Annotated in this window: 24 protein-coding genes; 17 read left to right on the forward strand and 7 right to left on the reverse strand. The window is 45.7% G+C overall.

From position 1 onward, the window contains the following. Positions 1-29 precede the first annotated feature (29 nt). Positions 30-1421 (forward strand): glutamate--tRNA ligase, encoded by a 1392-nt coding sequence (gene gltX, locus H150_RS0109200; protein WP_019958770.1) that lies wholly within the window; start codon positions 30-32, stop codon positions 1419-1421. A gap of 162 nt (positions 1422-1583) precedes the next feature. Then, a complete protein-coding gene (locus H150_RS0109205; RefSeq protein WP_019958771.1) occupies positions 1584-2162 on the forward strand; it encodes a xanthine phosphoribosyltransferase in 579 nt (192 codons plus the stop codon). On the opposite strand, the gene H150_RS15130 is transcribed toward H150_RS0109205, so the two are convergent. Then, on the reverse strand, positions 2159-2308 hold the full coding sequence (locus H150_RS15130; protein WP_019958772.1) for a hypothetical protein: 150 nt from the start codon (positions 2306-2308) through the stop codon (positions 2159-2161). The two genes, H150_RS0109205 and H150_RS15130, sit on opposite strands and share 4 nt — an antisense overlap. On the opposite strand from H150_RS15130, the gene H150_RS0109215 reads away from it, so the two are divergent. Then, positions 2307-2762 (forward strand): peroxiredoxin, encoded by a 456-nt coding sequence (locus H150_RS0109215; protein ID WP_019958773.1) that lies wholly within the window; start codon positions 2307-2309, stop codon positions 2760-2762. The two genes, H150_RS15130 and H150_RS0109215, sit on opposite strands and share 2 nt — an antisense overlap. 7 nt (positions 2763-2769) lie before the next feature. On the opposite strand, the gene H150_RS14145 is transcribed toward H150_RS0109215, so the two are convergent. Next, positions 2770-3567, reverse strand: a complete 798-nt coding sequence (locus H150_RS14145) for an AraC family transcriptional regulator (RefSeq protein WP_019958774.1) — start codon at positions 3565-3567, stop codon at positions 2770-2772. 95 nt (positions 3568-3662) lie between these two features. Between H150_RS14145 and H150_RS0109225 the strand changes: the two genes are divergently transcribed. The 3 genes from H150_RS0109225 to dsbD all read left to right on the forward strand — a co-directional run bounded on the left by H150_RS0109225 (position 3663) and on the right by dsbD (position 8396). Continuing rightward, positions 3663-4838, forward strand: a complete 1176-nt coding sequence (locus H150_RS0109225; protein ID WP_019958775.1) for an MFS transporter — start codon at positions 3663-3665, stop codon at positions 4836-4838. Positions 4839-5026: 188 nt separating this feature from the next. Beyond that, entirely contained in the window at positions 5027-6424 is a 1398-nt protein-coding gene (locus tag H150_RS0109230) for a PhoH family protein (protein ID WP_019958776.1), read from the forward strand. Positions 6425-6641: 217 nt separating this feature from the next. Next, positions 6642-8396, forward strand: coding sequence for a protein-disulfide reductase DsbD (gene dsbD, locus H150_RS0109235; RefSeq protein WP_155970526.1), 1755 nt, complete (start codon positions 6642-6644; stop codon positions 8394-8396). A gap of 58 nt (positions 8397-8454) precedes the next feature. On the opposite strand, the gene prmC is transcribed toward dsbD, so the two are convergent. Further along, on the reverse strand, positions 8455-9270 hold the full coding sequence (prmC, locus tag H150_RS0109240; RefSeq protein ID WP_019958778.1) for a peptide chain release factor N(5)-glutamine methyltransferase: 816 nt from the start codon (positions 9268-9270) through the stop codon (positions 8455-8457). After that, positions 9267-10697, reverse strand: coding sequence for a magnesium transporter (mgtE, locus tag H150_RS0109245; RefSeq protein WP_019958779.1), 1431 nt, complete (start codon positions 10695-10697; stop codon positions 9267-9269). The genes prmC and mgtE overlap by 4 nt, the downstream gene beginning before the upstream one ends. A gap of 285 nt (positions 10698-10982) precedes the next feature. Between mgtE and H150_RS0109255 the strand changes: the two genes are divergently transcribed. The 11 genes from H150_RS0109255 to ribBA all read left to right on the forward strand — a co-directional run bounded on the left by H150_RS0109255 (position 10983) and on the right by ribBA (position 19623). Continuing rightward, entirely contained in the window at positions 10983-11708 is a 726-nt protein-coding gene (locus tag H150_RS0109255; protein WP_020651379.1) for an efflux RND transporter periplasmic adaptor subunit, read from the forward strand. Positions 11709-11733: 25 nt separating this feature from the next. Continuing rightward, entirely contained in the window at positions 11734-12228 is a 495-nt protein-coding gene (locus H150_RS0109260; RefSeq protein WP_040755841.1) for a type IV pilin protein, read from the forward strand. A gap of 57 nt (positions 12229-12285) precedes the next feature. Next, positions 12286-12726 carry a type IV pilin protein gene (locus H150_RS14150; protein ID WP_081619571.1) on the forward strand — a complete coding sequence of 147 codons (441 nt, stop codon included), beginning with the start codon at positions 12286-12288 and terminating at the stop codon, positions 12724-12726. A 108-nt stretch (positions 12727-12834) separates the two neighbouring features. Further along, a complete protein-coding gene (locus H150_RS0109270) occupies positions 12835-13113 on the forward strand; it encodes an HP0495 family protein (RefSeq protein ID WP_019958783.1) in 279 nt (92 codons plus the stop codon). Beyond that, positions 13113-13733, forward strand: a complete 621-nt coding sequence (gene lipB, locus H150_RS0109275) for a lipoyl(octanoyl) transferase LipB (RefSeq protein ID WP_019958784.1) — start codon at positions 13113-13115, stop codon at positions 13731-13733. The genes H150_RS0109270 and lipB overlap by 1 nt, the downstream gene beginning before the upstream one ends. Continuing rightward, the gene (lipA, locus tag H150_RS0109280) at positions 13730-14683 is read left to right on the forward strand and encodes a lipoyl synthase (RefSeq protein ID WP_019958785.1); all 954 of its coding nucleotides are present in this window, start codon (positions 13730-13732) and stop codon (positions 14681-14683) included. Before lipB ends, lipA begins: the two co-directional genes overlap by 4 nt. 143 nt (positions 14684-14826) lie before the next feature. Continuing rightward, a complete protein-coding gene (ppx, locus tag H150_RS0109285) occupies positions 14827-16329 on the forward strand; it encodes an exopolyphosphatase (protein ID WP_019958786.1) in 1503 nt (500 codons plus the stop codon). Beyond that, on the forward strand, positions 16326-17333 hold the full coding sequence (gene corA, locus H150_RS14155) for a magnesium/cobalt transporter CorA (protein ID WP_019958787.1): 1008 nt from the start codon (positions 16326-16328) through the stop codon (positions 17331-17333). The genes ppx and corA overlap by 4 nt, the downstream gene beginning before the upstream one ends. A gap of 39 nt (positions 17334-17372) precedes the next feature. Further along, a complete protein-coding gene (locus tag H150_RS0109295) occupies positions 17373-17879 on the forward strand; it encodes an acyl-CoA thioesterase (protein ID WP_019958788.1) in 507 nt (168 codons plus the stop codon). A gap of 6 nt (positions 17880-17885) precedes the next feature. Next, positions 17886-18506, forward strand: a complete 621-nt coding sequence (locus tag H150_RS0109300) for a riboflavin synthase (protein ID WP_019958789.1) — start codon at positions 17886-17888, stop codon at positions 18504-18506. 13 nt (positions 18507-18519) lie between these two features. After that, a complete protein-coding gene (gene ribBA / locus H150_RS14160) occupies positions 18520-19623 on the forward strand; it encodes a bifunctional 3,4-dihydroxy-2-butanone-4-phosphate synthase/GTP cyclohydrolase II (RefSeq protein WP_019958790.1) in 1104 nt (367 codons plus the stop codon). A gap of 81 nt (positions 19624-19704) precedes the next feature. Here the strand turns inward: ribBA and H150_RS0109310 are convergent, their stop codons facing one another. The 3 genes from H150_RS0109310 to purF all read right to left on the reverse strand — a co-directional run bounded on the left by H150_RS0109310 (position 19705) and on the right by purF (position 23097). Then, positions 19705-20190 (reverse strand): c-type cytochrome, encoded by a 486-nt coding sequence (locus H150_RS0109310; RefSeq protein WP_019958791.1) that lies wholly within the window; start codon positions 20188-20190, stop codon positions 19705-19707. 174 nt (positions 20191-20364) lie between these two features. After that, positions 20365-21540: an O-succinylhomoserine sulfhydrylase gene (locus H150_RS0109315; protein ID WP_019958792.1), complete on the reverse strand. Its 1176-nt coding sequence runs from the start codon at positions 21538-21540 to the stop codon at positions 20365-20367. 18 nt (positions 21541-21558) lie between these two features. After that, the gene (gene purF, locus H150_RS0109320) at positions 21559-23097 is read right to left on the reverse strand and encodes an amidophosphoribosyltransferase (protein ID WP_019958793.1); all 1539 of its coding nucleotides are present in this window, start codon (positions 23095-23097) and stop codon (positions 21559-21561) included. Positions 23098-23104 lie beyond the last annotated feature (7 nt).

Genomic DNA, 23104 nt, shown 5'->3' on the forward strand with positions numbered 1-23104 from the left:
CGTTTATTTTGCATTTGGAAGAACCTCTCATGTCCATTCGTACCCGTTTTGCCCCAAGTCCAACCGGTTATTTGCATATCGGTGGCGTGCGCACGGCTTTGTTCTCTTGGGCAGTCGCTAAAAAGAACCAAGGTCAATTTGTATTGCGCATCGAAGACACTGATTTGGAACGCTCAACGCCTGAATCCGTACAAGCGATTTTGGACGGCATGAATTGGGTGGCCATGGGCTACGACGAAGGTCCGTTCTACCAAACCCAACGCTTTGACCGTTACAAAGAATTGATTGCGCAATTGATTGCCGAAGACAAAGCGTATTATTGCTACACCACCAAAGCTGAGTTGGATGCACAACGCGCTCAAGCGGAAGAAGCCAAAACGCATTTCGCTTACGACAGAAAATGGCGTCCTGAAGCAGGCAAAACCTTGCCTGCTGCCCCTGAAGGTGTGCCACCTGTGGTACGTTTTAAAATGCCTATTGATGGCGTGACTTCTTGGGTCGATGCAGTCAAAGGCGAAATCAGCTTTGACAACAAAGAATTGGACGACTTGATTATTGCGCGTGCCGATGGCACCCCAACCTACAATTTCTGTGTGGTGGTGGATGATTTGGACATGGGTATGAGCCACATCATTCGTGGTGATGACCATGTGAACAACACGCCAAAACAAATCAATATTTTAAAAGCTTTGACCGACCAAATGCCTGTTTATGGTCATTTGCCAATGATTTTGAATCCGAATGGTCAAAAAATGTCCAAACGCCGCGATGCTGTGAGCGTGGTCGATTATGACCGCCAAGGCATTTTGCCTGAAGCATTGCTTAATTATTTGGCTCGTTTGGGCTGGGCACATGGCGATGATGAGTTTTTCACGATGGAACAATTTGTAGAATGGTTTGATTTGAAAGATGTCAGCCCATCGGCAAGCCGTTTTGACCATGAAAAATTGTTGTGGCTAAACGCCCAACACATCAAAGCCAAAACCAACGAACAATTGGCCGCTTTAGTACAACCGCGCTTGCAAGTGCGTGATATCGACCAAGAAAGTGCGCCTGATTTGGCTGAGATTTTGGAATTGGTCAAAGAACGTGCGCAAGACTTGAACACTTTGGCAGATGAATGCGTGTATTTTTACCGCAAATCCACGCCAACTGACGAAGAAACCAAAAAACATTGGGACGAAGAAGCGCCTGCTCGCATGCGCCGCTTTGCTTCTGAGTTAGAAGGTTTAACCGATTGGACTGCCGAAGCGATTCACGACTTGTTCAAACCATTTTGTGAAAAAGAAGGCATCAAAATGGGTAAGCTGGGCATGCCTTTGCGCTTGGCTGTGTGTGGCACCAGCAAAACCCCATCGATTGATGCGGTTTTGGCCTTACTCGGCCGCACCGAGGTCTTAAAACGCCTCCACGAAGCTTAACGCGCCCAAACAACGCCCCCTTGTGGGGCGTTGTGCGTTTGAGAAATTGTATTTGCGTGGTTCATCATCGTTTTATGAACCACACTTTTTATTCCGACAGGTCATGTACCTGTAACCTGTACAACCCGATGCTATAAGCGTCCTGTAAAAATGTAGAACACCATGCAATCATTAGAAAATAAAATCCGTGAAGTCGGTAAAGTTTTGTCACCAATTGTTTTGAAAGTCGATGCGTTTTTAAACCACCAAATCGACGCTGCATTGATGAAAGCCGTCGGTGAAGAATTTGCCGCACGCTTTAGCGATGTCAAAGCCACCAAAATTTTGACTTTGGAATCTTCAGGCATTGCCCCTGCGACCATGTTGGGCTTGGTGTTGGGTTTGCCAGTGATTTTTGCGCGCAAACGCAAATCTTTGACTTTGTCTGACAATTTGCTGTCAGCTACCGTGCATTCATTCACCAAAAACGTCACCAGTGAAATTTCGGTTTCACGCGACTTTTTAAAAGCAGGCGACCAAGTCATCATCATCGACGACTTTTTGGCCAATGGCGAAGCGGTACGTGGCTTGTTGAGCGTGGTTGAGCAAGCAGATGCCACAGCAGTCGGTGTCGGCATTGTGATTGAAAAAGGTTTCCAACACGGTGGTAAAGAATTGCGTGAAAAAGGCGTACGTGTGGAATCTTTGGCAATTGTTGACAGCATGGATGTTGATCACATCACGTTCCGCCAACAAGACTAAGCGTCCTGTAAACCAAACTTCGAGCCGCAAGCCATGTTTGCGGCTTTTTGCTGCCACAGCCAACCTTCTTGCAAAACACTTGAAACCTTGAGCACACCGCCCTTACAATCGCCAATTATCCATGCACAATAATGGACATCCATCATGAATACCGAATTTTTGTTTACCTTGCCTGCCGACAATGGCGAAGATTTTGTCGCGGCTGAACATTTGCCATTGGTGGTGTATTTTTACCCCAAAGACGCCACCCCTGGCTGCACCACCGAAGCACAAGCCTTTCGTGACCACATCGAAGCGTTCAAAAGCGCAGGTTATACCGTCGTCGGCATCTCGCGCGACTCAGTCAAATCGCATCAAAATTTTGTTTGCAAACAAGAATTGAATTTTCCATTGCTGTCAGATAAAGAAGAAACTGTTTGCCGTCAATTTGATGTCATCAAAGAAAAAAACATGTATGGCAAAAAAGTGATGGGCATTGAGCGCTCCACTTTTATACTCAATAGCGACGGTGAAATGGTGCACCAATGGCGCAAAGTCAAAGTAGCAGGACATGTGGAAGAAGTCTTGGCCACCGTACAAAACTTAGCTAAGTCAAATTAAGCACGTTTCAATCTCCAACGTGTTGCGACAATACATAACGCTTGGGTGTCATGCCCAAGCGTTTTTTAAACACCGTGATAAACGCACTGACCGATTCATAACCCAAATCCATAGACACTTGCTGCACGCTTTTGCCAGCGGCCAATTGCAACAAAGCATGCAACAATTGCACTTGCTGGCGCCATCTGGCAAAACTCAAACCCGTGTCTTGCTTAACCAAGCGCGACAAATTGCGCTCACTCATCGCCAATTTTTGCGCCCAATACACACTGCTGCCAGCATGATTGGGTTCACGCAACAATACTTGGTACAACACTTGTAAGCGTTCGTGTTGCAACACAGGAATGGCAAAAGCCTGCGTGGGAGCCGCTTGCAATTCTAACAACAATAAAGCAACCAAATGGTGTTGGTACGCCACATCCACTTCTGCTGCCGCTTGCAAATTCACCAGTCGCAATAACAACTCCCGCAATAAAGCACTGACAGCCAACACACCTGCGGGAATGGTGGTCAATGGCGTTTGTGCTGCCACAAAGACCATACACACTTGGGCATTGTGAGTCACATAATTGGTATGCACATGATGAGGCGGAATCCAAACCGCCGCTTGCGGTGGCACCATCCACACCTGTCCATTGATGACACAACGCACACCGCCCGCCAAAGCCAATACCAATTGCCCTTGCTCATGGGCATGCTCAGGCGATTCATAATCACAATCTTGCGCTTGTACCAAAGTTGCGCTGACACAATGTGTTTGGCTGCTGTTTTTAGTGTGATGCAAATAATGGTACAAATGGCTCATATTGTCTGATTTGAGTGATTTTTTGGCATTATAGCGAAATTTTTACCTAAGCAATTGTAATACACTGTGCGATTGCATTTTAAAGTCTGCTTGATATGTCAACCAAACGCTTGTCTTTATTGCTCATTGGCATTTTATTGATTGCCGCCAATTTGCGTTTACCCATCACCAGCATCGGCCCTGTGATACAAAACATCGGGCAAGATTTTCAATTGAGCAGCGCGGCTTTGGGTTTGTTAACCACCTTGCCGTTGCTCGCTTTTGCCATCATCTCGCCTTTGGCACCCAAATTGGCGCAACGCATAGGCTTAAACCGCAGCTTGAGCGTGTGTTTGATTGTCATCATTGTCGGTTTTACAGGACGCTTGTTACCATCTTTATCCCTGTTTTACCTGTCCACAGCCTTGATTGGTGCAGGCATCGCCATCGGCAATGTGTTGCTACCCAGCCTCATCAAACAGCGTTATCCCGACAACATTGCTTTAATGACCAGTGTTTATGCTTTCACCATGTCGGTTGCTGCCGCCCTCGCTTCCATGTGGGTATTGCCTTTAACCAATTGGTGGCAAGGACAATGGGCATGGGCTTTGGGCAGTTTTGTGTTATTGCCTATCGTAAGCTTGGTGTTGTGGTTGCCACAATGCCGTCGTGAGCCAACGCCCGCCCAAACCCATGCCACCGAACAAGCACATACACCATCCAAACCCATGTGGCATTATGGTTTGGCTTGGCAAGTGACAATATTTTTGGGTTTGAATTCGATGATTTATTACAGCATCATCACATGGCTGCCCAGCATGTTACAGGACGCTTCTTACACTGCCGCACAAGCAGGCAGCTTGCACGGTTGGTTACAAATGGCATCGGCTTTGCCCGGCTTTTTGCTCGTACCCTTAATACGCCGCTGTGCCGACCAACGTGTGCCAGCGAGCTTGGTCAGTGGTTTGATGTTGGCGGGTTTATTGGGTTTGGCCTATTTCCCGCAATACGCCACAGTGTGGGCAATTGCCATCGGTTTTGGTTCAGGCGGCACCATTTTACTCGGCTTAATGTTCATGGGTTTGCGCACTCAAACCCCGCAAAAAGCCGCTTCTTTGTCCGCCATGGCGCAAAGCATCGGTTATTTGCTCGCCGCTGCCGCACCGCCATTATTGGGCTTATTGCAACAACAATCTGCCTCGTGGTTCGGTGTTTTGTGGCTATTGAGCGTTGCTGCATTCATTGTGTTAATCAATGGCTTAGGTGCAGGTCGCAATCTTAAAATTCCTTAGTCATCTCTTTGTCATTTATTTTCGACACACTGCCAACATGGTTACAGGACGCTGAAAACATCATTTTCATTGGCAATCACCATGAATGTGTGTTTTGATTTGTATCAGGTAGCGGCGCTATGCCGTTGCCTGATAACAATCTGTTTCCCATCTGAAAACCATATTTTATGTGAATCAAGAGGGCTGCCATGACGACTCAAAAACTGTTTGTTTTAGATACCAATGTATTGTTACACGACCCACAAAGTTTGTTTCGTTTTGCTGAACACGATGTTTATTTGCCTTTAATCACTTTAGAAGAAATGGATGCTCACAAAGTGGGCATGTCCGATGTGGCACGCAATGCCAGACAAGCCAGCCGCTACATTGACCAATTGTTCAACCACGCTCCCGATGCCTTAAGTTCAGGCATTCCATTGCATTTGAGCGGTTTCAAAGAAGCACAAGGCAAACTCTTGTTGCAAACCACTTTGAATATCGCCCCTTTGCCTGAAAGTCTGTCGGATGAAAAAGCCGACAATCTCATCTTGGCTTTGGTCAAATACCTACACGAACACCCCAATGGCTACAATGATGTGGCTTTGGTGTCCAAAGACATCAATATCCGCCTCAAAGCCCGCGCTTTGGGCTTGCCTGCCGAAGATTATTTCAATGACAAAGTCTTAGAAGACAGCGACATGTTGTACAGCGGTTATCGCCAATTGGATGCCGATTTTTGGCTCAGAAACGGCAGCCAATTAGAGTCTTGGCAAGAACAAGGCAAGGCGCATTACCGCATCCAAGGCAAAGATGCCCAATCTTTATTACACAATGAATTGTTGTTAGACCAAGACGATAACAAAACCTTGCAAGCGCGCGTCGTGTCCATCGATAACACCCAACCAAGCGCCATTTTACAAACCGTTAAAGATTACAGTCACAACAAAAACAGCGTTTTTGGCATCACTTCTCGCAATTGGGGACAAAATTATGCATTAAATTTGTTGATGAATCCTGACATAGACTTAGTGACTTTGCTTGGACAAGCGGGCACAGGCAAAACCTTGCTGACTTTGGCAGCGGCATTGACTCAAGTATTGGACCAACAACTGTACAACGAAATCATCATGACCCGTGTCACCGTTCCTGTGGGCGATGACATCGGTTTTTTACCCGGCACCGAAGAAGAAAAAATGAACCCGTGGATGGGCGCATTAGAAGACAATTTGGAAGTTTTAACCCACAGCGATGACATGGGCGGAGCATGGGCAAGAGCGGCCACGCAAGACATGGTGCGCAATAAAATCAAAGTCAAATCCATCAACTTCATGCGTGGACGCACGTTTCAACACAAATTTTTGATTGTTGATGAAGCACAAAACTTAACGTCCAAACAAATGAAAACGTTGATCACCCGCGCAGGCGAAGGCACTAAAATCGTTTGTATGGGCAATTTGGCACAAATTGACACACCGTATTTGAGCGAAGGTTCCAGTGGTTTGACTTATTTGGTGGATCGCTTCAAAAACTGGCCACATTTTGGTCACATCACGTTGCAACAAGGCGAGCGTTCCCGCTTGGCGGCGCATGCAGTTTCGGTCTTGTAAACCACTCCAGACTTTGTCCAGCGTCCTGTAAACTGTTACAGGACGCTGAATAACCCTATTCCAATACGCTGCCTCTTAACCGACTTAAACCTTTGAAGCGTCCTGTAAACATGTCCAACATGTTAGAATGCAGCCTATTTCAATATTCTCAGTGGATGATGCCTTGTTCGCTCAACGCCATTTACAGGCCGCATGGCAGTTTTGCCTTTTGGTTATCATGCTTGGGTTCGTATGTTTGCCCGTTGCTCAAGCCAATATCAATCCCAAATCCATTTTGCCCGCACACCAAGCGTACCAAACACAAGTGTTTGCCACAGAAAATGGTGTTTCGGTTCAGTTTGATATTGCAAAAGGTTATTATTTATACCAACAAAAAATTGCCGTTCACAGCACCGGTCCCCATCTCAAACCACCTGAATTCAGCCCCACTACAACCAAAACCGATGAGTTTTTTGGCACACAACCGGTGTATTACCAAGTGGCACAAATCAATATCCCGTTTCAGGACGCTTATGATATGAGCCAACCTTATCAATTGGTGGTTGAGTATCAAGGCTGTGCCGATGTCGGTGTGTGTTATCCGCCAAGCAAAGCGGTGTTTGACATCAATCAAGTCGGTGTCATCACACCAACGAGCACCGACAAAACGAATGTGTTCACCCAAAGCCAACCGAATTTCAATTTCAATACCACCAACGCATCCAACACCCACAACGAGCGTTTTCAACTCAATGACAATCAATTATGGCAAAGTCTGCTGACGTTTTTTATCGCGGGCATCGGTCTGAGTTTGACCGCTTGCATGTATCCCTTACTGCCGATTGTCTCTAGCATCGTAGTCGGACAAAAACGCAGCCGCCGCATCGCTTTTGGTTTGTCGTTTTTGTATGTGCAAGGTTTGGCAGTCACTTATGCTTTGGTCGGTGTTATCACAGCCTTAACAGGCGCGCTGCTGATGGCTTGGCTGCAACAAGCATGGGTGATTTTGAGTGCCGCATTGGTATTGGTTGTTTTGGCTTTGGCAATGTTTGATGTGATTCAAATTCAATTACCCAGCCGCCTACAATCATATTTCCAACAAACATCGAGCCGTTTTTCAGGCGGTAAAATCGTGTCGGTCTTTTTCATGGGCATGTTGTCAGCATTGATTGTCGGTCCTTGTGTCGCACCGCCATTGGCATTTGCTTTGGGCTACATCGCTCAAAGTGGCAACGCCTTTGTAGGCGGTGCCGCCTTGTATGCCATGGCTTTGGGAACGGGTTTGCCCTTGATTTTGGTAGCCACATTCGGCGCGCATATCTTGCCCAAAGCTGGCACATGGATGAATGGTGTCAAAGTCATTTTCGGCTGTTTGCTGTTGATGGCGGCCGTGTATTTGGCACGTCCATTTTTACCGTTTTGGCTCAATGTCAGCTTGTATGGCGCAATTTTGTTTGGTTTGGGTTTGTATTGGGTCATACAAAGCCACCAAGTCATCCCCAAATGGCGTTATTTGCCTTTGATTTTGGGCGCCAGTTTGATAGCCATCAGCGCTTATTTCACAGGTGAAACCATTCGCGGTAAAGTCACGCCCATACACCAATTTTTAAGCTTACAAGCGCCCAACCAAGCGCATTTTGGCAAGCAATTTACCGATGTGAGTTTGTTACAGGACGCTGTTGCCACCGCTTTACAACAAGACCCAAGCAAGCCTGTCATCGTGGACTTTTATGCCGATTGGTGTGTCACTTGCATCCAAATGCAAATGAATACCTTCAACACAGACACCGTCAAACACAGTATTGACGAACAACGCTTTTTTACCATTGATGTGACTGCAAACACGCCCGAGCACCAAGCTTTATTGAAAGAATATGGCTTGTTTGGTCCACCGGGAATTTTCAAAATTCATGCCAATGGCAGCAAAAGTGAGCCTGTATTGGGGTTTGTCTCGGCAGATGAATTTGTCAAATGGGCACATGCTAAACCTTGATTCACAAACACTTACAGGACGCTTTAAGCGTCCTGTAAACATTGATACACACTCAAAATCAGGCTTTTTGACCCAAAGTAATACGGTCTAAACCAGCATAATCTTGAATGGTGCGCACATGGATTAAACCTGCGTCGGTAAAGATTTTTTGAATGTCACAAGCTTGTTCAAAACCATGCTCAACCATCAAATAGCCTTGCGGTTTGATGTGTTGTGCATGATTTTGTGCCAAAGCTTTGTAAGCACTCAAACCATCGTCAAAATCGGTCAAAGCTTGTGGTGGCTCAAAGCGCAAATCGCCTTGGCTCAAATGCGCATCGTCTTTGTGAATATAAGGCGGATTGGACACCAAAACGTCTACCAAAGCGTCCTGTAAAGGCTCAACGTCATACCAAGAACCCAAATGAAATGACACATTCGCGCCCAAACGCCCTGCATTGTTTTTGGCAATACCCAAAGCAGGCGCACTGATATCAGACGCATGAACCACGCTGTCAGGTCGCTCCAAAGCGGTGGTGATGGCGATGATGCCGCTGCCTGTGCCAATGTCCCAAACCCGTCCACCATGTGGCAAATGTTGCCACACCGTTTCTGCCAATAATTCTGTTTCAGGACGCGGAATCAATACATCGGGCGACACTTGAAACACGCGCCCGTAAAACTCTCGCTCACCCAATAAATATGCCATCGGCACGCCATCCAAACGCGCTTGCTGCATGTCGTTCAATTGCCAAACCATCATTTCCGGCAATACTTCGTCGTCATGCGCCACCAAATGTGCGCGTGAAAAACCACCGACAAATTGCAACAACATGCGTGCTTCCAATTTGGGTAAAGAACTGGCTTGAAGCCATTGTGCAATGCTTGTTGTCATAATAAAAATACCGTTGCCAAACCTAAGAAAATCAAAAAGCCGCCTGAATCGGTCACAGCGGTAATCAAGACTGAGCTGCCAACAGCAGGATCACGCCCAAAGCGCTCCATGACTACCGGAATCAACACGCCCATCGTTGCCGCCAAGAGCAAATTCAAAGTCATTGCCGCCACCATCACCAAGCCGATGCCCATACTACCATACAGCCAATACGCCACCGCGCCCATTGCCGAGCCCCAAATGAGGCCGTTCATCAATGCCACCGCCAATTCTTTGCGCAGCAAACGCCCCCATTGGCTCAGATTCAATTGCCCCATCGCCAACGAGCGCACAATCATCGTCGTGGTTTGATTGCCTGAATTGCCGCCTATGCCCGCCACTATCGGCATCAACGCTGCCAAAGCGACAATTTGTGCAATCGAATTTTCAAATACGCCAATCACCCGACTGGCGACAAATGCGGTAAATAAATTGATGACCAACCACATCCAACGGTTTTTGAATGAGTCGATGACAGGTGCAAACAAATCTTCTTCTTCTTTCAAACCTGCCATATTCAATAAATCGGCTTCAGATTCTTCCCGAATCACATCCAACATTTCATCGACCGTAATACGACCAATCAGTTTTTTATTGGCATCCACCACGGGCGCTGTGACCAAGTCATAACGCTCAAACGCTGAAGCAGCTTCTTCAATATTGTCTTCAGGGCGAAAGCGCACCACATCGGTAGACATCACATCGTGTACCCATTCTTCAGGGTCAGACACCAATAAAGTCCGAATCGGCAATACCCCTTGTAAAATATCATCGTCATCCACCACAAAAATCTTGTCGGTATGGTCTGGTAAGCTTTCAAAACGACGCAGATAACGCAATACCACTTCGCAAGTGACATCGGCACGAATGCTCACTTGCTCAAAGTCCATCAAATTGCCGACTTCGTCTTCTTCATACGACAAAGCCGATACCACTTGCGCCCGCTCTTCGGCATTTAACGACTCTAAAACCTCATGCACCACTTCTTTGGGTAAATCAGGTGCCAACTCTGCCAATTCGTCCGCATCCAAATCCTCAATCGCCGCCAGCAACTCTTGTTGCCCCATGCTTTCAATCAAGGTTTCACGCACCACATCGGACACTTCGAGCAAGACTTCACCGTCTTCATCTGGCTCAGCCAAACGCCAAACCATCACGCGCTCTTGCTGCGGCAAAGATTCCAACACCGTTGCCATATCGGCAGGATGCAATTCGTGTAAAATACCGATTAATTCATTCAGATAGCGTTGTGATTTGGGGTCATCCATCTGACCTGAAGCCACATCGGCATAAATTGGCAACAAACGCTCTGCCAACACATGAATGCGCTCCATGTCCCATTCATTGCGCTCTTCTGAAATTTGGAAATCAGGTTCTTTTTCGACCATAGGCGACTCTTTTCAATGAATAAAGAAATGAAATAAGCACAGTGCCCTCTCATTGTACCTTCTTTGAATCGGTAAATTAAACTGTATGCCCTATTTTCCAAACACATTTGCATGCTAAAAACCTAAGCATTTGGAGCCACAATGATTATTCATCCACGCATACACGCATTCCAGTTGTCTTCGGTGGTTTGTGTATGCGTACTGGCTTTATGCGCCTGCGCTCCCAGTACACCAATCCCAAAAGAGCCTCCCCATCCAATAGAAAAACCAGTACCTTCAGCATCCATGACAATCGCCACTGACGAGCAACATATCCAAGTGGTCTTGTCGTGGGAAGATTTGCAGCCACAAACCATCGCTGCACCCAATGCAGGTAAAATTGACAATCTATTGATTCAAGAAGGACAACACGTTCAGGGTGGTCAACGCTTGATACAGCTAAAAACCGAAGCCAAAACCCAAACTCAAACCACCATCAAATCCACAGTTGACCAAGCTGCTAAGGCGCAAGCGTATCAGAAGTGGCAACAAGACAAAGATTTACATGCCCAAGGCTTTATTTCCCAAGCAGCTGTCGCCAAAAGTGCCGCAGCTTACCATGCTGCCTCACAAAGCCAATCTGTCGTTCAACACACACCAAACATCACCCAAGCAGCAACGTCAACATGGTTACAAGCACCGTTTAATGGTGTAATCAGACCTTTAGCAATTTCTCATGGCGCTCAAGTGAAAAACGGGCAAAAATTATTTGTCATTGAGCCAGATGACACACAACGCATTAAAATATTGGTTGCCCAAGACAATCATCAAGAATTGTTCATTGGACAACGCTTATACTTATATGAGCCAAAAATGCAGCAAGCGTTGTGGTTACAAATCAGTGAGCTGCCCCCGATAACCGACAAACAATATGTTTTGGCTTATGCCTTATGGCCACAAGATTTGCCCAAGCCGGCACATTTCGAGTCTTATCAAGCCTATTTGGTAACACATCAAAAGCCTCTGCCTTAAACCATTCATCTATATGGACCATAAAATGTACAAATCAATTCAGAAACAAAAGGGATTTACACTGACTGAGATGATGGTTGTCCTTGTCATCCTCGGCATTTTAACGGCCATCATCTACCCTAGCTATACCAAATATTCTCGCAATACTCGCATACAAAATGCCAAAGCTGACATCACTTTGGCACAAAACATGTTAGAGAAATATTATGCTCAAAACCATTCATTTAGATCTGGTAATGATTATCCAGATGGGGTTTTAAGCAATATTAATAATGAATTTTTCCATATTGCTTTTTACACCACTGACAGTGCAGATGATAATTTATATTGTAGCCCTGCTACGTTACAAAGTGATCAATACTGCTTGTATGCCGCACCAAAAAGCAATAATAGCGGGGAAAAACGGTTTCTTTTTATCGATGCAACGGGATTACTGCAAATATGCAATCAAGATGCAGCCAGCATCTCAACGGCGGGCGTCTTGAGCGATAAGCAAGCCAGTTCTTGCAGCAGTATGTAATATCGACATACTCATCTTCTGTGCATGCCTAGACATTCGGAGCATCACAGGAGATAGATGATGCATGCCCACAAAAAATTAGCCAGCCGCTCTAAAACCGCAGGCTTTACATTGATTGAATTATTGGTATTGCTGTGTCTTTTAGGCATGATTGGCGTCACAGTTTTGCCAATTTACCAACGCCATATTGCCAATACACGACTGCAAGAAGCACAAGCGGCATTGATGCACAATACCCAATTTATGGAACGTTATTACGCTCAAAATGTCCGCTTTACCAAAAATTCGACCACTTGGCCCAAATTGCCCATTCCAGAAACCCGTTTTTTCAAAATCTCGTTTACAGGTACTGCTAGAGGCGCTACTGCTGGTACTTACCGCTTACAGGCCGTTGCCAAAAATACCCACTCAGAACCGCGTTATTTAACCATCGATCAAAATCACAGCTTACTCATATGCCAAAAAGAAGGCACGCGAACTTTATGCCGTGCTCGTTAAACTATCACGCTCATAAGCAGCAGTACCAAAAGACTTGGGTCGCTGCTTAAACTAGCGTAAAATATCGCTTTTATGCATTCATTACGTTACAGATAAAGGCGTTTTTTCATGTCTGATGTCAACACCCCACGCGAAACATTAATTGAATTCCCTTGTGAATTTCCTTTGAAAATTATGGGCACTACCCACGAGGCTTTTGCCATCACCATGTTGCAAGTTGTGCAACAATATGCGCCTGACACGCAAGAACACCATGTCCGTACTCGTTTGTCTAGCAAAGGCAACTTCACCAGTGCCACCATCACAGTGACGGCCACCGACCAAGAGCAATTAGACAACATTTACCGCAGCTTGACTTCTCATCCTATGGTCAAAGTGGTGTACTGATGATTATCAAAAAATTAGGTACAGCAGCTTATGAGCCTGTTTATGCTCAAATGGTAGAATTCACAGAACAACGTGATGAAACCACGCCTGATGAATTATGGATTGTTGAGCATCCTCCTGTATTCACACAAGGCATGGCAGGCAAACCTGAACATTTATTAAGCAGCACAAACATTCCTGTGGTACAGGTCGATCGTGGTGGTCAAATTACTTACCATGGACCAGGTCAAATCGTCGTGTATACCATGATTGATTTCAAACGCCGCAAAACTTCTGTGCGCGATTTGGTTTCACGCTTAGAAGACAGTATCATCGCCACGCTGGCCGACTACGGCATTGCCTCTCACAATGACCCACAACGACCGGGTGTGTATGTGGGTGAGCGCAAAATTGCATCATTGGGTTTGCGCATCAAACGTGGTTCGGTCTATCACGGCTTGGCTTTGAATGTGAACATGGACTTAAATCCATTTCATCAAATCAATCCTTGCGGTTATGCAGGTATGGAAATGGTGCAGATGGCAGACTTATTGCCGCAAACACCTGATTTTGAAGAAGTTGCCAACACATTGGCGCAGCATCTACAACAACAACTAACTGTGGAAGATACACATTCATGAGTCAAGACAACGCACAAGGCGTCAAACACAAAGGCGCTGCCAAAACGGCTCGCATTCCGATTAAAATTGTGCCTTTGGAAACCAAGCTGAAAAAACCAGAATGGATTCGCGCTAAATTGCCTAGCGGTGGTCAATTCATGGAAATCAAGCGTATTTTGCGCGAGCAAAAATTGCACACTGTTTGTGAAGAAGCTTCTTGCCCTAACATTGGCGAATGCTTTAGCAAAGGTACGGCAACATTCATGATTATGGGTGATATTTGTACCCGCCGTTGTCCTTTCTGTGATGTCGGCCATGGTCGTCCGAATCCTTTGGATCCTGATGAACCAAGACATTTGGCTGAAACCGTTGCCGCTTTAAAATTGAAATACGTTGTGATTACTTCGGTTGACCGTGACGATTTGCGTGATGGTGGTGCAGGTCACTTTGCCGAATGTATCCAAGCGATTCGTGAGAAAAGCCCAAGCACCCAAATTGAAGTTTTGGTACCAGACTTCCGTGGTCGCTTGGATGTGGCTTTGGAAATTTTGGCGCAAACACCACCTGATGTGATGAACCACAACTTGGAAACCGCACCACGCTTGTACAAACAAGCGCGTCCAGGCGCTGACTACATCCATTCATTGGAATTGTTAAAACGTTACAAAGCTTTGCGTCCTGATGTGGCGACCAAATCAGGCATCATGGTGGGTTTGGGTGAAGACGATGAAGAAGTGCGCCAAGTGATGCGTGACATGCGCGAATACAATATTGACATGATCACCATCGGTCAATATTTGCAACCGACTGATGGCCATTTGCCAGTGTTGCGTTATGTATCACCTGCGATGTTCAAAACTTTTGAAACCGAAGCATTGGAAATGGGCTTCAAACACGCAGCCGTCGGTGCCATGGTTCGCTCAAGCTACCATGCAGATGAACAAGCCAAAGATGCAGGCTTTGCGGAATAAATCCCACTCAAGCGTCCTGTAAACATTTACAGGACGCTTTTAAATTCAAATCTTCATATCCAATCTTTTTGATACGCATTTAAAACCCGTTACTATTTCACTGTTATTATATTTTTATTTGGCATTCATAAAAGGATTCATTCATGCCTCTGTCTTCGATTTTAGCCACTGTTGATTTGGGTTCTAACAGTTTTCGTGTACAAATTTGTGCTGTTGAAAACGGTCAATTGCGCGTCATTGACTCACTCAAAGAAATGGTTCGCTTCGCAGGCGGCTTGGATGAAAACAAAAATATCACCACAGATGCGCAAGAGCGTGCTTTAGAATGTTTGTCACGCTTTGGTCAGCGTTTACAAGGTTTGCAAACCGAACAAGTGCGCGTAGTGGCTACCAATACATTCCGTGTGGCCAAAAACATTCAAGATTTTTTGCCCAAAGCCGAAGCCGCTTTGGGTTTTCCGATTCAAATCATTGCTGGTCGTGAAGAAGCCCGTTTGATCTATTTGGGCGTCAAACACACGCAACCACCGACTACGCAGAATATGCTCGTCGTCGATATTGGTGGTGGCTCCACCGAATTTGTCATTGGCAGCGATTTACAACCTGACATCATGGAAAGTTTGCCTTTAGGTTGTGTGTCTTACAGCACCCGTTTTTTCCCTGATGGCAAAATTACCGCAGAGCGTTTTGAACAAGCCGTTGCCAGCGCCCGCATCGAAATCCAGCGCATTTCTCAGGATTTGAAACAACATGGCTGGGATTTTGCGATTGGTAGTTCAGGCTCAGCACGCTCTATTCGCGATGTGATTGATGCTTACAAGCTGAGCAAACATGATTTGGATGTAGCCTCTATGCGCATGATAGCCAAGAAAGTGATCAATGCAGGTTCAACTCGCAAAGCCAAATTATTGGGGATGAAAAGCGATCGCATCGAAGTGTTTGCAGGTGGCTTAGCCGTGATGGTCGCAGTATTTGAAGAATTGAATTTGGATGCCATGTCTGTGACCGATGCTGCTTTGCGTGATGGTGTCTTTTTTGACATGATGGGTCGAGATTTAGAGCGTGATTTGCGTGATGAAACAGTCGAATTATTCCAGTCTTTATACCATGTCGACGTAGCGCAAGCGAACCGTGTCAAACAAATTGCCAAACAGTGTTTTGCAGGCTTATCACAATCTTTACCCAACAGCCAATTGCAAATTTGGAATGAATATCTAGATTGGGCAGCATCCTTACATGAAGTTGGCATGAGCATTGCCCACTCAGGTTATCACAAGCATTCTGCTTATATTTTAGACCATGCAGACATGTTTGGCTTCTCGCGCCAAGAACAGCATTTATTAGCAGTATTGGTATTGAGCCATCGTGGTGACATTAAAAAATTGGTCGATGTCGTGACAGATGAGCAATGGTGGCCTGCTGTATTTGCCATGCGTTTGGCGGCACTGTTTTGTCGCAGCCGCAAAGATTTGATTTTTCCTGACAACACCAGCTTGTATTACGATGCGGCAAGTAAAACATGTGTGCTACAAATCAGCGCACAGTGGTTACAAGACAATCCATTGATTGCAGGCAGTTTGGCACAAGAAGTTTTACAATGGCATCATATTCAGTCCGAACTTAAAATCGAGGCGATTACACCATGAATGACAGCAGCAAAGCGACTTCGTTGAATATCCATTGTCAGACCATAGACGCTCATCAACAGATACACGATGCCAAACTGAGCCTTGCTGCTGACTTTCACAAACCTTTAGAGCGCCATTGGCTACAATTATCAGGTGCGGCTAATTTCGAGCAAATTAGCCATATATTGCATTCTTACCAATTGCATCCATTGGTACTCGAAGACATGAGCAACAAATCCCAACGTGCCAAAATCGAAGACTATGGCGATTATGTATTCATCGTCTTGCGTGGCAGCATGTTAACTGACAAACAACAATTGAAAAACCAATTGCTGTATTTAATCATCGCTCCAGATTTTTTCATCAGCTACCATCCTAAACCTCTGTTCATTGAGCCCATGCTATACCAAAACTTGCATGCGCAACAATCACCACATTGGGCGGCACAACCTGATTTCAGTTATTTACTCTATGTGCATTTGGATTGTTGGATTGATTTATTGATGACGCATGTTGAAAGCTTCAGCACTAAAATTGAAAAACTCGATGGTATATTATTACAACTGCCTCGCGATGAAGACATGTTGCCCAAATTACATCGACTCAAACACGATGCCTCTAGGCTCAGACGTTCGGCAGGACCTGTGCGCGATGTTTTATATTCACTGATGCGCAATGATTATGGCGTGCTATCCACACAAAGCAGCAGCTGGTATTGGCGTGACACTTATGACCATTGTTTACAATTATTGGAAAATCTAGACTTCAGCCGCGATACTTTATTGTCCATGATTGATTTGGTTGTAGGCGCGCAAACCAACCGTATGAATGAGCAGATGCGCCTTTTAACAGCAGTCAGTATGATTTTCATGCCGCTGACAGTGATTACTGGTATTTATGGCATGAACTTTGAATACATGCCTGAATTACAATGGAAATACAGCTATTTTGTGGTATTAGGTGTCATGGCATTGATTTGTCTGAGTGCATTGCGTCTTTTCATACGCCGAAAATGGTTATAATCTTATTTATCAAAACATTTTAATTGTAATGGAAATTTTATGCCCCATTTAGACCATCCAACCATTGTAGAAGCTCAATCTGAATTGACTATGACAGTATTAATGACTCCTGACATGGCCAATTTTTCTGGCAATGTTCACGGTGGTGCCATTTTAAAATTATTAGATCAAGTCGCTTATGCTTGTGCTAGCCGTTTTTCAGGCAGCTATGTGGTGACTTTATCTGTGGACAAAGTGACATTCAAAGAGCCGATTTATGTGGGTGAATTGGTCAACTTTTTGGCCTCGGTCAACCATGTTGGCAAAACCTCTATGGAAATTGGCATTCGTGTCGAAGCGCAAAACATCCGTGAACGCACCGTGCGCCACACCAACAGCTGCTATTTCACCATGGTAGCCGTCGATGAAAATGGCAAGCCAATTACAGTGCCAGAATTAAGCTTAGATTCACCATTGAAGCAATGCCGTTTCGATGCTGCAGAGCAACGCAAACAATTGCGCTTACAAAGCGTGCAAATCGCCTCTTGCAACGCCTACAAAGGTTAATTCATTATGTTTACAGGAATTGTGCAAGGCAAAGCAACGCTCATCGCTATCGAAGACCGTGGCGAATTTCGCCGCCATACAGTGCGCTTACCACAAGAATTGTCAGACAATTTGCAAATTGGTGCCTCTGTCGCTCATAACGGTTGCTGCTTAACCATTACCGAATTTCAAAACAATGAAGTGGCGTTTGATTTGATTGCTGAAACCTTGCGCTGTACCAATTTGGGCAGTTTGCAAGTAGACGATGTGGTCAACATCGAACGCGCCGCTCGTTTTGGCGATGAAATTGGCGGGCATGTGATGAGTGGTCATATCACCACCACCACTGACATTATTGCCATTGAAAATACCGATTTCAACACCACTATTTGGTTTAAGCTGCCAGAGTCTTGCAAACCGTATGTTTTAAGCAAAGGCTTTGTCGGTTTAGATGGCTGTTCTTTGACCATAGGCGATGTGTTACCAGACCGTTTCAACGTGCACTTGATTCCAGAAACTTTAGAGCGTACTTTATTCGGTCAACGCCAAGTAGGCGATGCCATTAATATTGAAGTTGATGCCCAAACCCAAGCCATTGTAGACACAGTGAGCCGCATTTTGGCGCAGCAACAAACATCCGTGAAATAGAAAGCAGAACAACATGATCTCCACTCCAGCCGAAATCATTGCCGACATCAAAGCGGGCAAAATCGTCATCTTAACCGATGCCGAAGACCGTGAAAATGAAGGCGACTTGGTAATGGCAGCCCAATTTGTCACTCCTGAAGCCATCAATTTCATGATCAAGCACGCGCGTGGCTTGGTATGTTTGCCTATGGCAGACGAATTGATTGATCGCTTGGGTTTGCCAATGATGACCCAAAACAATGGTGCGCAATACGGCACCAACTTCACCGTGTCGATTGAAGCGCGTGAAGGCATTTCCACAGGCATTTCTGCTGCCGATCGTGCCCACACGATTCAAACGGCAGTTGCACACCATGCTCAAGCCGATGACATCGTTCAACCTGGTCACATTTTCCCATTGCGCGCACGCAAAGGTGGTGTGTTAGTGCGTGCAGGTCACACTGAAGCGAGTGTGGATTTGGCACAATTGGCAGGTTTAACGCCTGCGGCAGTGATTTGCGAAATCATCAATGATGATGGCACCATGGCACGCATGCCTGAATTGGAAGTGTTTGCACAAGAACACGGTTTGAAAATGGGTACGATTGAAGATTTAATCGAATACCGCAGTAAAACCGAAAGCTTGATTGAAGACATGGGACACAATACGGTGCAAACGCCTTGGGGCGAATTCACCCAACATTTGTACGTCGACCATTTACAAGGCGAAACCCATTTGGCTTTGGTCAAAGGCAATATCACGCCTGACTCTGATGTATGGGTGCGTGTACACGAGCCTTTCAGCGCCATGGACTTCATCAGTCCCAATCCACAACACAGCTGGAGTTTGCCGCAAACTTTGGCAAAATTGCAATCGGTAGACGCAGGCGTGGCCATTTTGTTGCACCGTTCTGAAACAGGCTCTAAATTATTAGAACGTGCCTTGCCACAAGGCAGCAACCCACGTTCTACTTGGGACAGCAAAACTTACGGCATTGGTGCACAAATTTTGACCGCATTGAATGTCAAAAAAATGCGTGTGATGGGCAAGCCTTATGCGTTCAATGTTTTGAATGGCTTTGGTTTGGAAATCACAGGCTTTGCTTCACCTGAGGCACAAGACGATTTTTCAGTATAATTTGAATACAATGCTGAAAGCATGCAATAAGCGTCCTGTAAACATTTACAGGACGCTTATTGCATGCTTGTAACAATGCAATTAAGAAGTACGCGCTTTGAAAGCAGTATGACAAGATTTGCAACTCTCACCTACTTGTCCAATCGGTGCTTTCACGGCATCCAAAGTGCCTTGCGCTGCCGCCTCATTCAAAGCCTTAGAAGCGTCCTGAAGCTTTTGGATTTCTTGCTTGAACGCATCATTTTTCTCCCACACAACCGGCAAAGCATTCGATTTGGTATCGATGGTGGTAATAGAATAATGTTCCCAACCTTGGTTTGCCGCTTGGTTTAAAGTAGCAGCCGCAGCTTGTACTTTGGCCGCATCAAACGCCGCGTCACCTGCTGCCACTTCTTTCAACGTTTTATTGGCTTGTGCCAATACTTTCATATTTTTAACACGCTCTTTGACTTGGTCTTCTGCGCTCAAACGGCCTGCTGCTGCCTTATCCGCTGGCGCTGTTTTTTCACCACCGCACGCACTCAAACACAATGCCAATGCCAAACTGGCCAATAAAGTCTTGGTCATCGCCTCAACCTTTCTCATAAAATGATTCATCTAATCTGATGAGTGAATATGACTGTTTTGCTGCGCACAGCCAACCCAAAACAGTCAGAATACTGCTTTCACAATCTGAAAACAATAAAAAAGCAAACCAACATCGATTTGCTTTTTCATCGAACAAACTTTCAGGACGCTTACTTACATGCGTGCCAAAGCTTGTTCCAAATCCGCTTGTAAATCGGCGACATTTTCCAAACCCACAGACAATCGAATCAAACTTTCAGTAATACCTGCTGCGGCTTTGCCCTCTTCACTGACACGGCAATGCGTGGTTGTGTAAGGATGGGTAATGGTAGATTTCACATCGCCCAAATTGCCTGTGCGTGAGAACAATTCCACCGAATCGACCACATGCCAAGCTTCTTTGCGCGCACCTTTGATTTCAAACGCCACCACCACGCCAAACATGCGTTGTTGCTCTTTGGCCAAAGCGTGTTGCGGGTGGCTTTCCAAGCCGCCGTAATACACTTTTTCAACCTTAGGATGGTTTTCCAACCAACGTGCCAAAGTCAAAGCATTCGAACATTCACGCTCCAAACGCACGAACAAGGTTTCCAAACCACTAGACAATAACCATGCATTGAATGGAGAAATGATTTCACCTGCGGTTTTGACATGGTTCCAAACTTGCTCGATTAAAACATTCGAACCACACACAATCCCGCCAATAGCACGCCCATGACCATCAATACCTTTGGTTGCCGATGCCAAAGAAATGTCGGCACCCAAAGCAATCGGCTGTTGCACCGCTGGCGTACAGAAACAATTGTCCACAATCAAAACCGCGCCATGTTTGTGCGCCAAATCAGCCAAAGCACGAATGTCTGCCACTTCACCCAACGGATTGGATGGGGTTTCCAAGAACAAAACTTTGGTATTGGTTTGAATGGCTGCTTCCCAAGCCGATAAATCGACAGGGCTCACACATGTGACTTCAATGCCATAGCGTGGCAACATATTGTTAACCACAGAGCTGGTCGAGCCAAACAAGCTGTGACTCGAGAGCAAATGGTCACCTTGTTTTAACAAGCTGACTAAAGTCGCGTGAATCGCTGCCATGCCGCTTGATGTGGCCACAGCACGCTCTGCCCCTTCCAATTGCGCCATACGCTGTTCAAACGCCATAATGGTCGGATTGGCTGTACGGCTGTAGGTAAAACCTTCTTGCTCACCAACAAACAAACGTGAAGCATCTTCCGCTGTTGGGTAAGTGAAGCTGCTGCTCATGAACACCGCTTGACTGTGTTCAGAAAAATCACTGATTTGGCGACCACCGCGAATGGCGATGGTTTCTGGATGCCATGACTTACTCATATTCTTTAAACTTTCTACTTACTCGTCGTCATCCAAATCATCATCGATACGGACACTGTGGTCTACCAAGCTTGGTTTGACTTTGTTCAATAACTCAACGGAAATCTTGCCGCTGGCCAAACGTTCAAGATACGCCTCATCCACGTCACCCGTCAAATACTCGCCATTGAAGCAAGAAGTGTCAAAACCATCAATTTTTGGGTTTAAATTGCGCACAACTGCCACTAAATCCGCTAAATCTTGGAATACCACGCCATCGGCAGAGATTTCTTTGGCAATCTCTTCTACGGTACGATCAGTTGCAATTAATTCTGCACGCGTTGGCATGTCTATGCCATATACGTTTGGATAACGGACTTCTGGTGCTGCTGATGCAAAATACACGTTTTTGGCACCCGCATCGCGCGCCATTTCCACAATCTCAAGACTGGTCGTACCACGCACAATCGAGTCATCAACCAACAAAATGTTTTTACCGCGAAACTCGCTTTCAACAGGGCTCAATTTTTGGCGTACCGATTTTTTACGTACCGCTTGGCCTGGCATGATAAAAGTACGGCCAATATAGCGATTTTTGATAAAACCTTCACGGTAAGTAATGCCCAAATGGTGTGCCAATTCCATAGCGCTAGGACGGCTGGTATCAGGAATCGGCATCACCACATCGATTTCTTTCCATGGCAATTCACGTTTGACTTTTTCAGCCAAAGACACACCCATATCCGCACGAGCTTGGTACACAGACACACCGTCCATCACCGTATCAGGACGCGCAAAATACACATATTCAAACAAACATGGTTTTAAGGTCGCCTGTGGATGACATTGTTGTGAATGGAACTCACCGTCAAAGCTAATAAATACTGCCTCACCCGGAGCAACGTCACGCCACAACTCAAAACCCAAGCCATTGAATGCCACAGACTCAGAGCTCACTGCATATTCTTCACGACCTTGCGCATCAATATTTTTACCCAAAATCAAAGGTCGAATACCAAACGGGTCACGAAATGCCACCAAGCCATAGCCAGCAATCAGCGCCACCACACCATAAGCACCGCGCACCAATTTTTGCAATTCGGTGACTGCACCAAAAATATGCTCTACAGTTAAATCGCTGCCTTCAACCTGTTTTTCCAATTCATGGGCAAACACGTTCAACAATACTTCAGAGTCTGAACTGGTATTAATGTGACGCAAATCACGGTAACACACGTTTTCATACAATTCATCCGTATTGGTCAAATTACCGTTGTGCGCTAACACAATGCCAAATGGCGAGTTCACATAAAACGGTTGTGCCTCTGCCGCACTTTTTGAATTACCAGCCGTTGGGTAGCGCACATGCGCAATACCTGCATTGCCCACCAAATCACGCATATTACGGGTACGAAACACATCTCGCACCATACCGCTGCCTTTGTGCATATGAAACGAATGACCACTGGCAGTCACAATTCCCGCGGCATCTTGACCGCGATGTTGCAACATTTGCAATCCATCGTATAACAACTGATTGACAGGTTCATGAGACACTAGGCCGAAAATACCACACATGGAAACA

The sequence above is a fragment of the Vitreoscilla stercoraria DSM 513 genome (assembly GCF_000382305.1).
GTDB lineage: Bacteria > Pseudomonadota > Gammaproteobacteria > Burkholderiales > Neisseriaceae > Vitreoscilla > Vitreoscilla stercoraria.

Coding starts and splice junctions, on each gene's coding strand:
- H150_RS0109255 (WP_020651379.1), top strand. CDS start 10,983: ATGACAATCGCCACTGACGAGCAACATATCCAAGTGGTCTTGTCGTGG.
- mgtE (WP_019958779.1), bottom strand. CDS start 10,697: ATGGTCGAAAAAGAACCTGATTTCCAAATTTCAGAAGAGCGCAATGAA.
- H150_RS0109230 (WP_019958776.1), top strand. CDS start 5,027: ATGACGACTCAAAAACTGTTTGTTTTAGATACCAATGTATTGTTACAC.
- ribBA (WP_019958790.1), top strand. CDS start 18,520: ATGATCTCCACTCCAGCCGAAATCATTGCCGACATCAAAGCGGGCAAA.
- dsbD (WP_155970526.1), top strand. CDS start 6,642: ATGCTTGGGTTCGTATGTTTGCCCGTTGCTCAAGCCAATATCAATCCC.
- H150_RS0109260 (WP_040755841.1), top strand. CDS start 11,734: ATGTACAAATCAATTCAGAAACAAAAGGGATTTACACTGACTGAGATG.
- lipB (WP_019958784.1), top strand. CDS start 13,113: ATGATTATCAAAAAATTAGGTACAGCAGCTTATGAGCCTGTTTATGCT.
- H150_RS14150 (WP_081619571.1), top strand. CDS start 12,286: ATGATGCATGCCCACAAAAAATTAGCCAGCCGCTCTAAAACCGCAGGC.
- purF (WP_019958793.1), bottom strand. CDS start 23,097: ATGTGTGGTATTTTCGGCCTAGTGTCTCATGAACCTGTCAATCAGTTG.
- H150_RS0109300 (WP_019958789.1), top strand. CDS start 17,886: ATGTTTACAGGAATTGTGCAAGGCAAAGCAACGCTCATCGCTATCGAA.
- H150_RS0109215 (WP_019958773.1), top strand. CDS start 2,307: ATGAATACCGAATTTTTGTTTACCTTGCCTGCCGACAATGGCGAAGAT.
- ppx (WP_019958786.1), top strand. CDS start 14,827: ATGCCTCTGTCTTCGATTTTAGCCACTGTTGATTTGGGTTCTAACAGT.
- H150_RS0109270 (WP_019958783.1), top strand. CDS start 12,835: ATGTCTGATGTCAACACCCCACGCGAAACATTAATTGAATTCCCTTGT.
- lipA (WP_019958785.1), top strand. CDS start 13,730: ATGAGTCAAGACAACGCACAAGGCGTCAAACACAAAGGCGCTGCCAAA.
- H150_RS15130 (WP_019958772.1), bottom strand. CDS start 2,308: ATGATGGATGTCCATTATTGTGCATGGATAATTGGCGATTGTAAGGGC.
- H150_RS0109315 (WP_019958792.1), bottom strand. CDS start 21,540: ATGAGTAAGTCATGGCATCCAGAAACCATCGCCATTCGCGGTGGTCGC.
- prmC (WP_019958778.1), bottom strand. CDS start 9,270: ATGACAACAAGCATTGCACAATGGCTTCAAGCCAGTTCTTTACCCAAA.
- H150_RS0109205 (WP_019958771.1), top strand. CDS start 1,584: ATGCAATCATTAGAAAATAAAATCCGTGAAGTCGGTAAAGTTTTGTCA.
- H150_RS14145 (WP_019958774.1), bottom strand. CDS start 3,567: ATGAGCCATTTGTACCATTATTTGCATCACACTAAAAACAGCAGCCAA.
- H150_RS0109295 (WP_019958788.1), top strand. CDS start 17,373: ATGCCCCATTTAGACCATCCAACCATTGTAGAAGCTCAATCTGAATTG.
- gltX (WP_019958770.1), top strand. CDS start 30: ATGTCCATTCGTACCCGTTTTGCCCCAAGTCCAACCGGTTATTTGCAT.
- corA (WP_019958787.1), top strand. CDS start 16,326: ATGAATGACAGCAGCAAAGCGACTTCGTTGAATATCCATTGTCAGACC.
- H150_RS0109225 (WP_019958775.1), top strand. CDS start 3,663: ATGTCAACCAAACGCTTGTCTTTATTGCTCATTGGCATTTTATTGATT.
- H150_RS0109310 (WP_019958791.1), bottom strand. CDS start 20,190: ATGACCAAGACTTTATTGGCCAGTTTGGCATTGGCATTGTGTTTGAGT.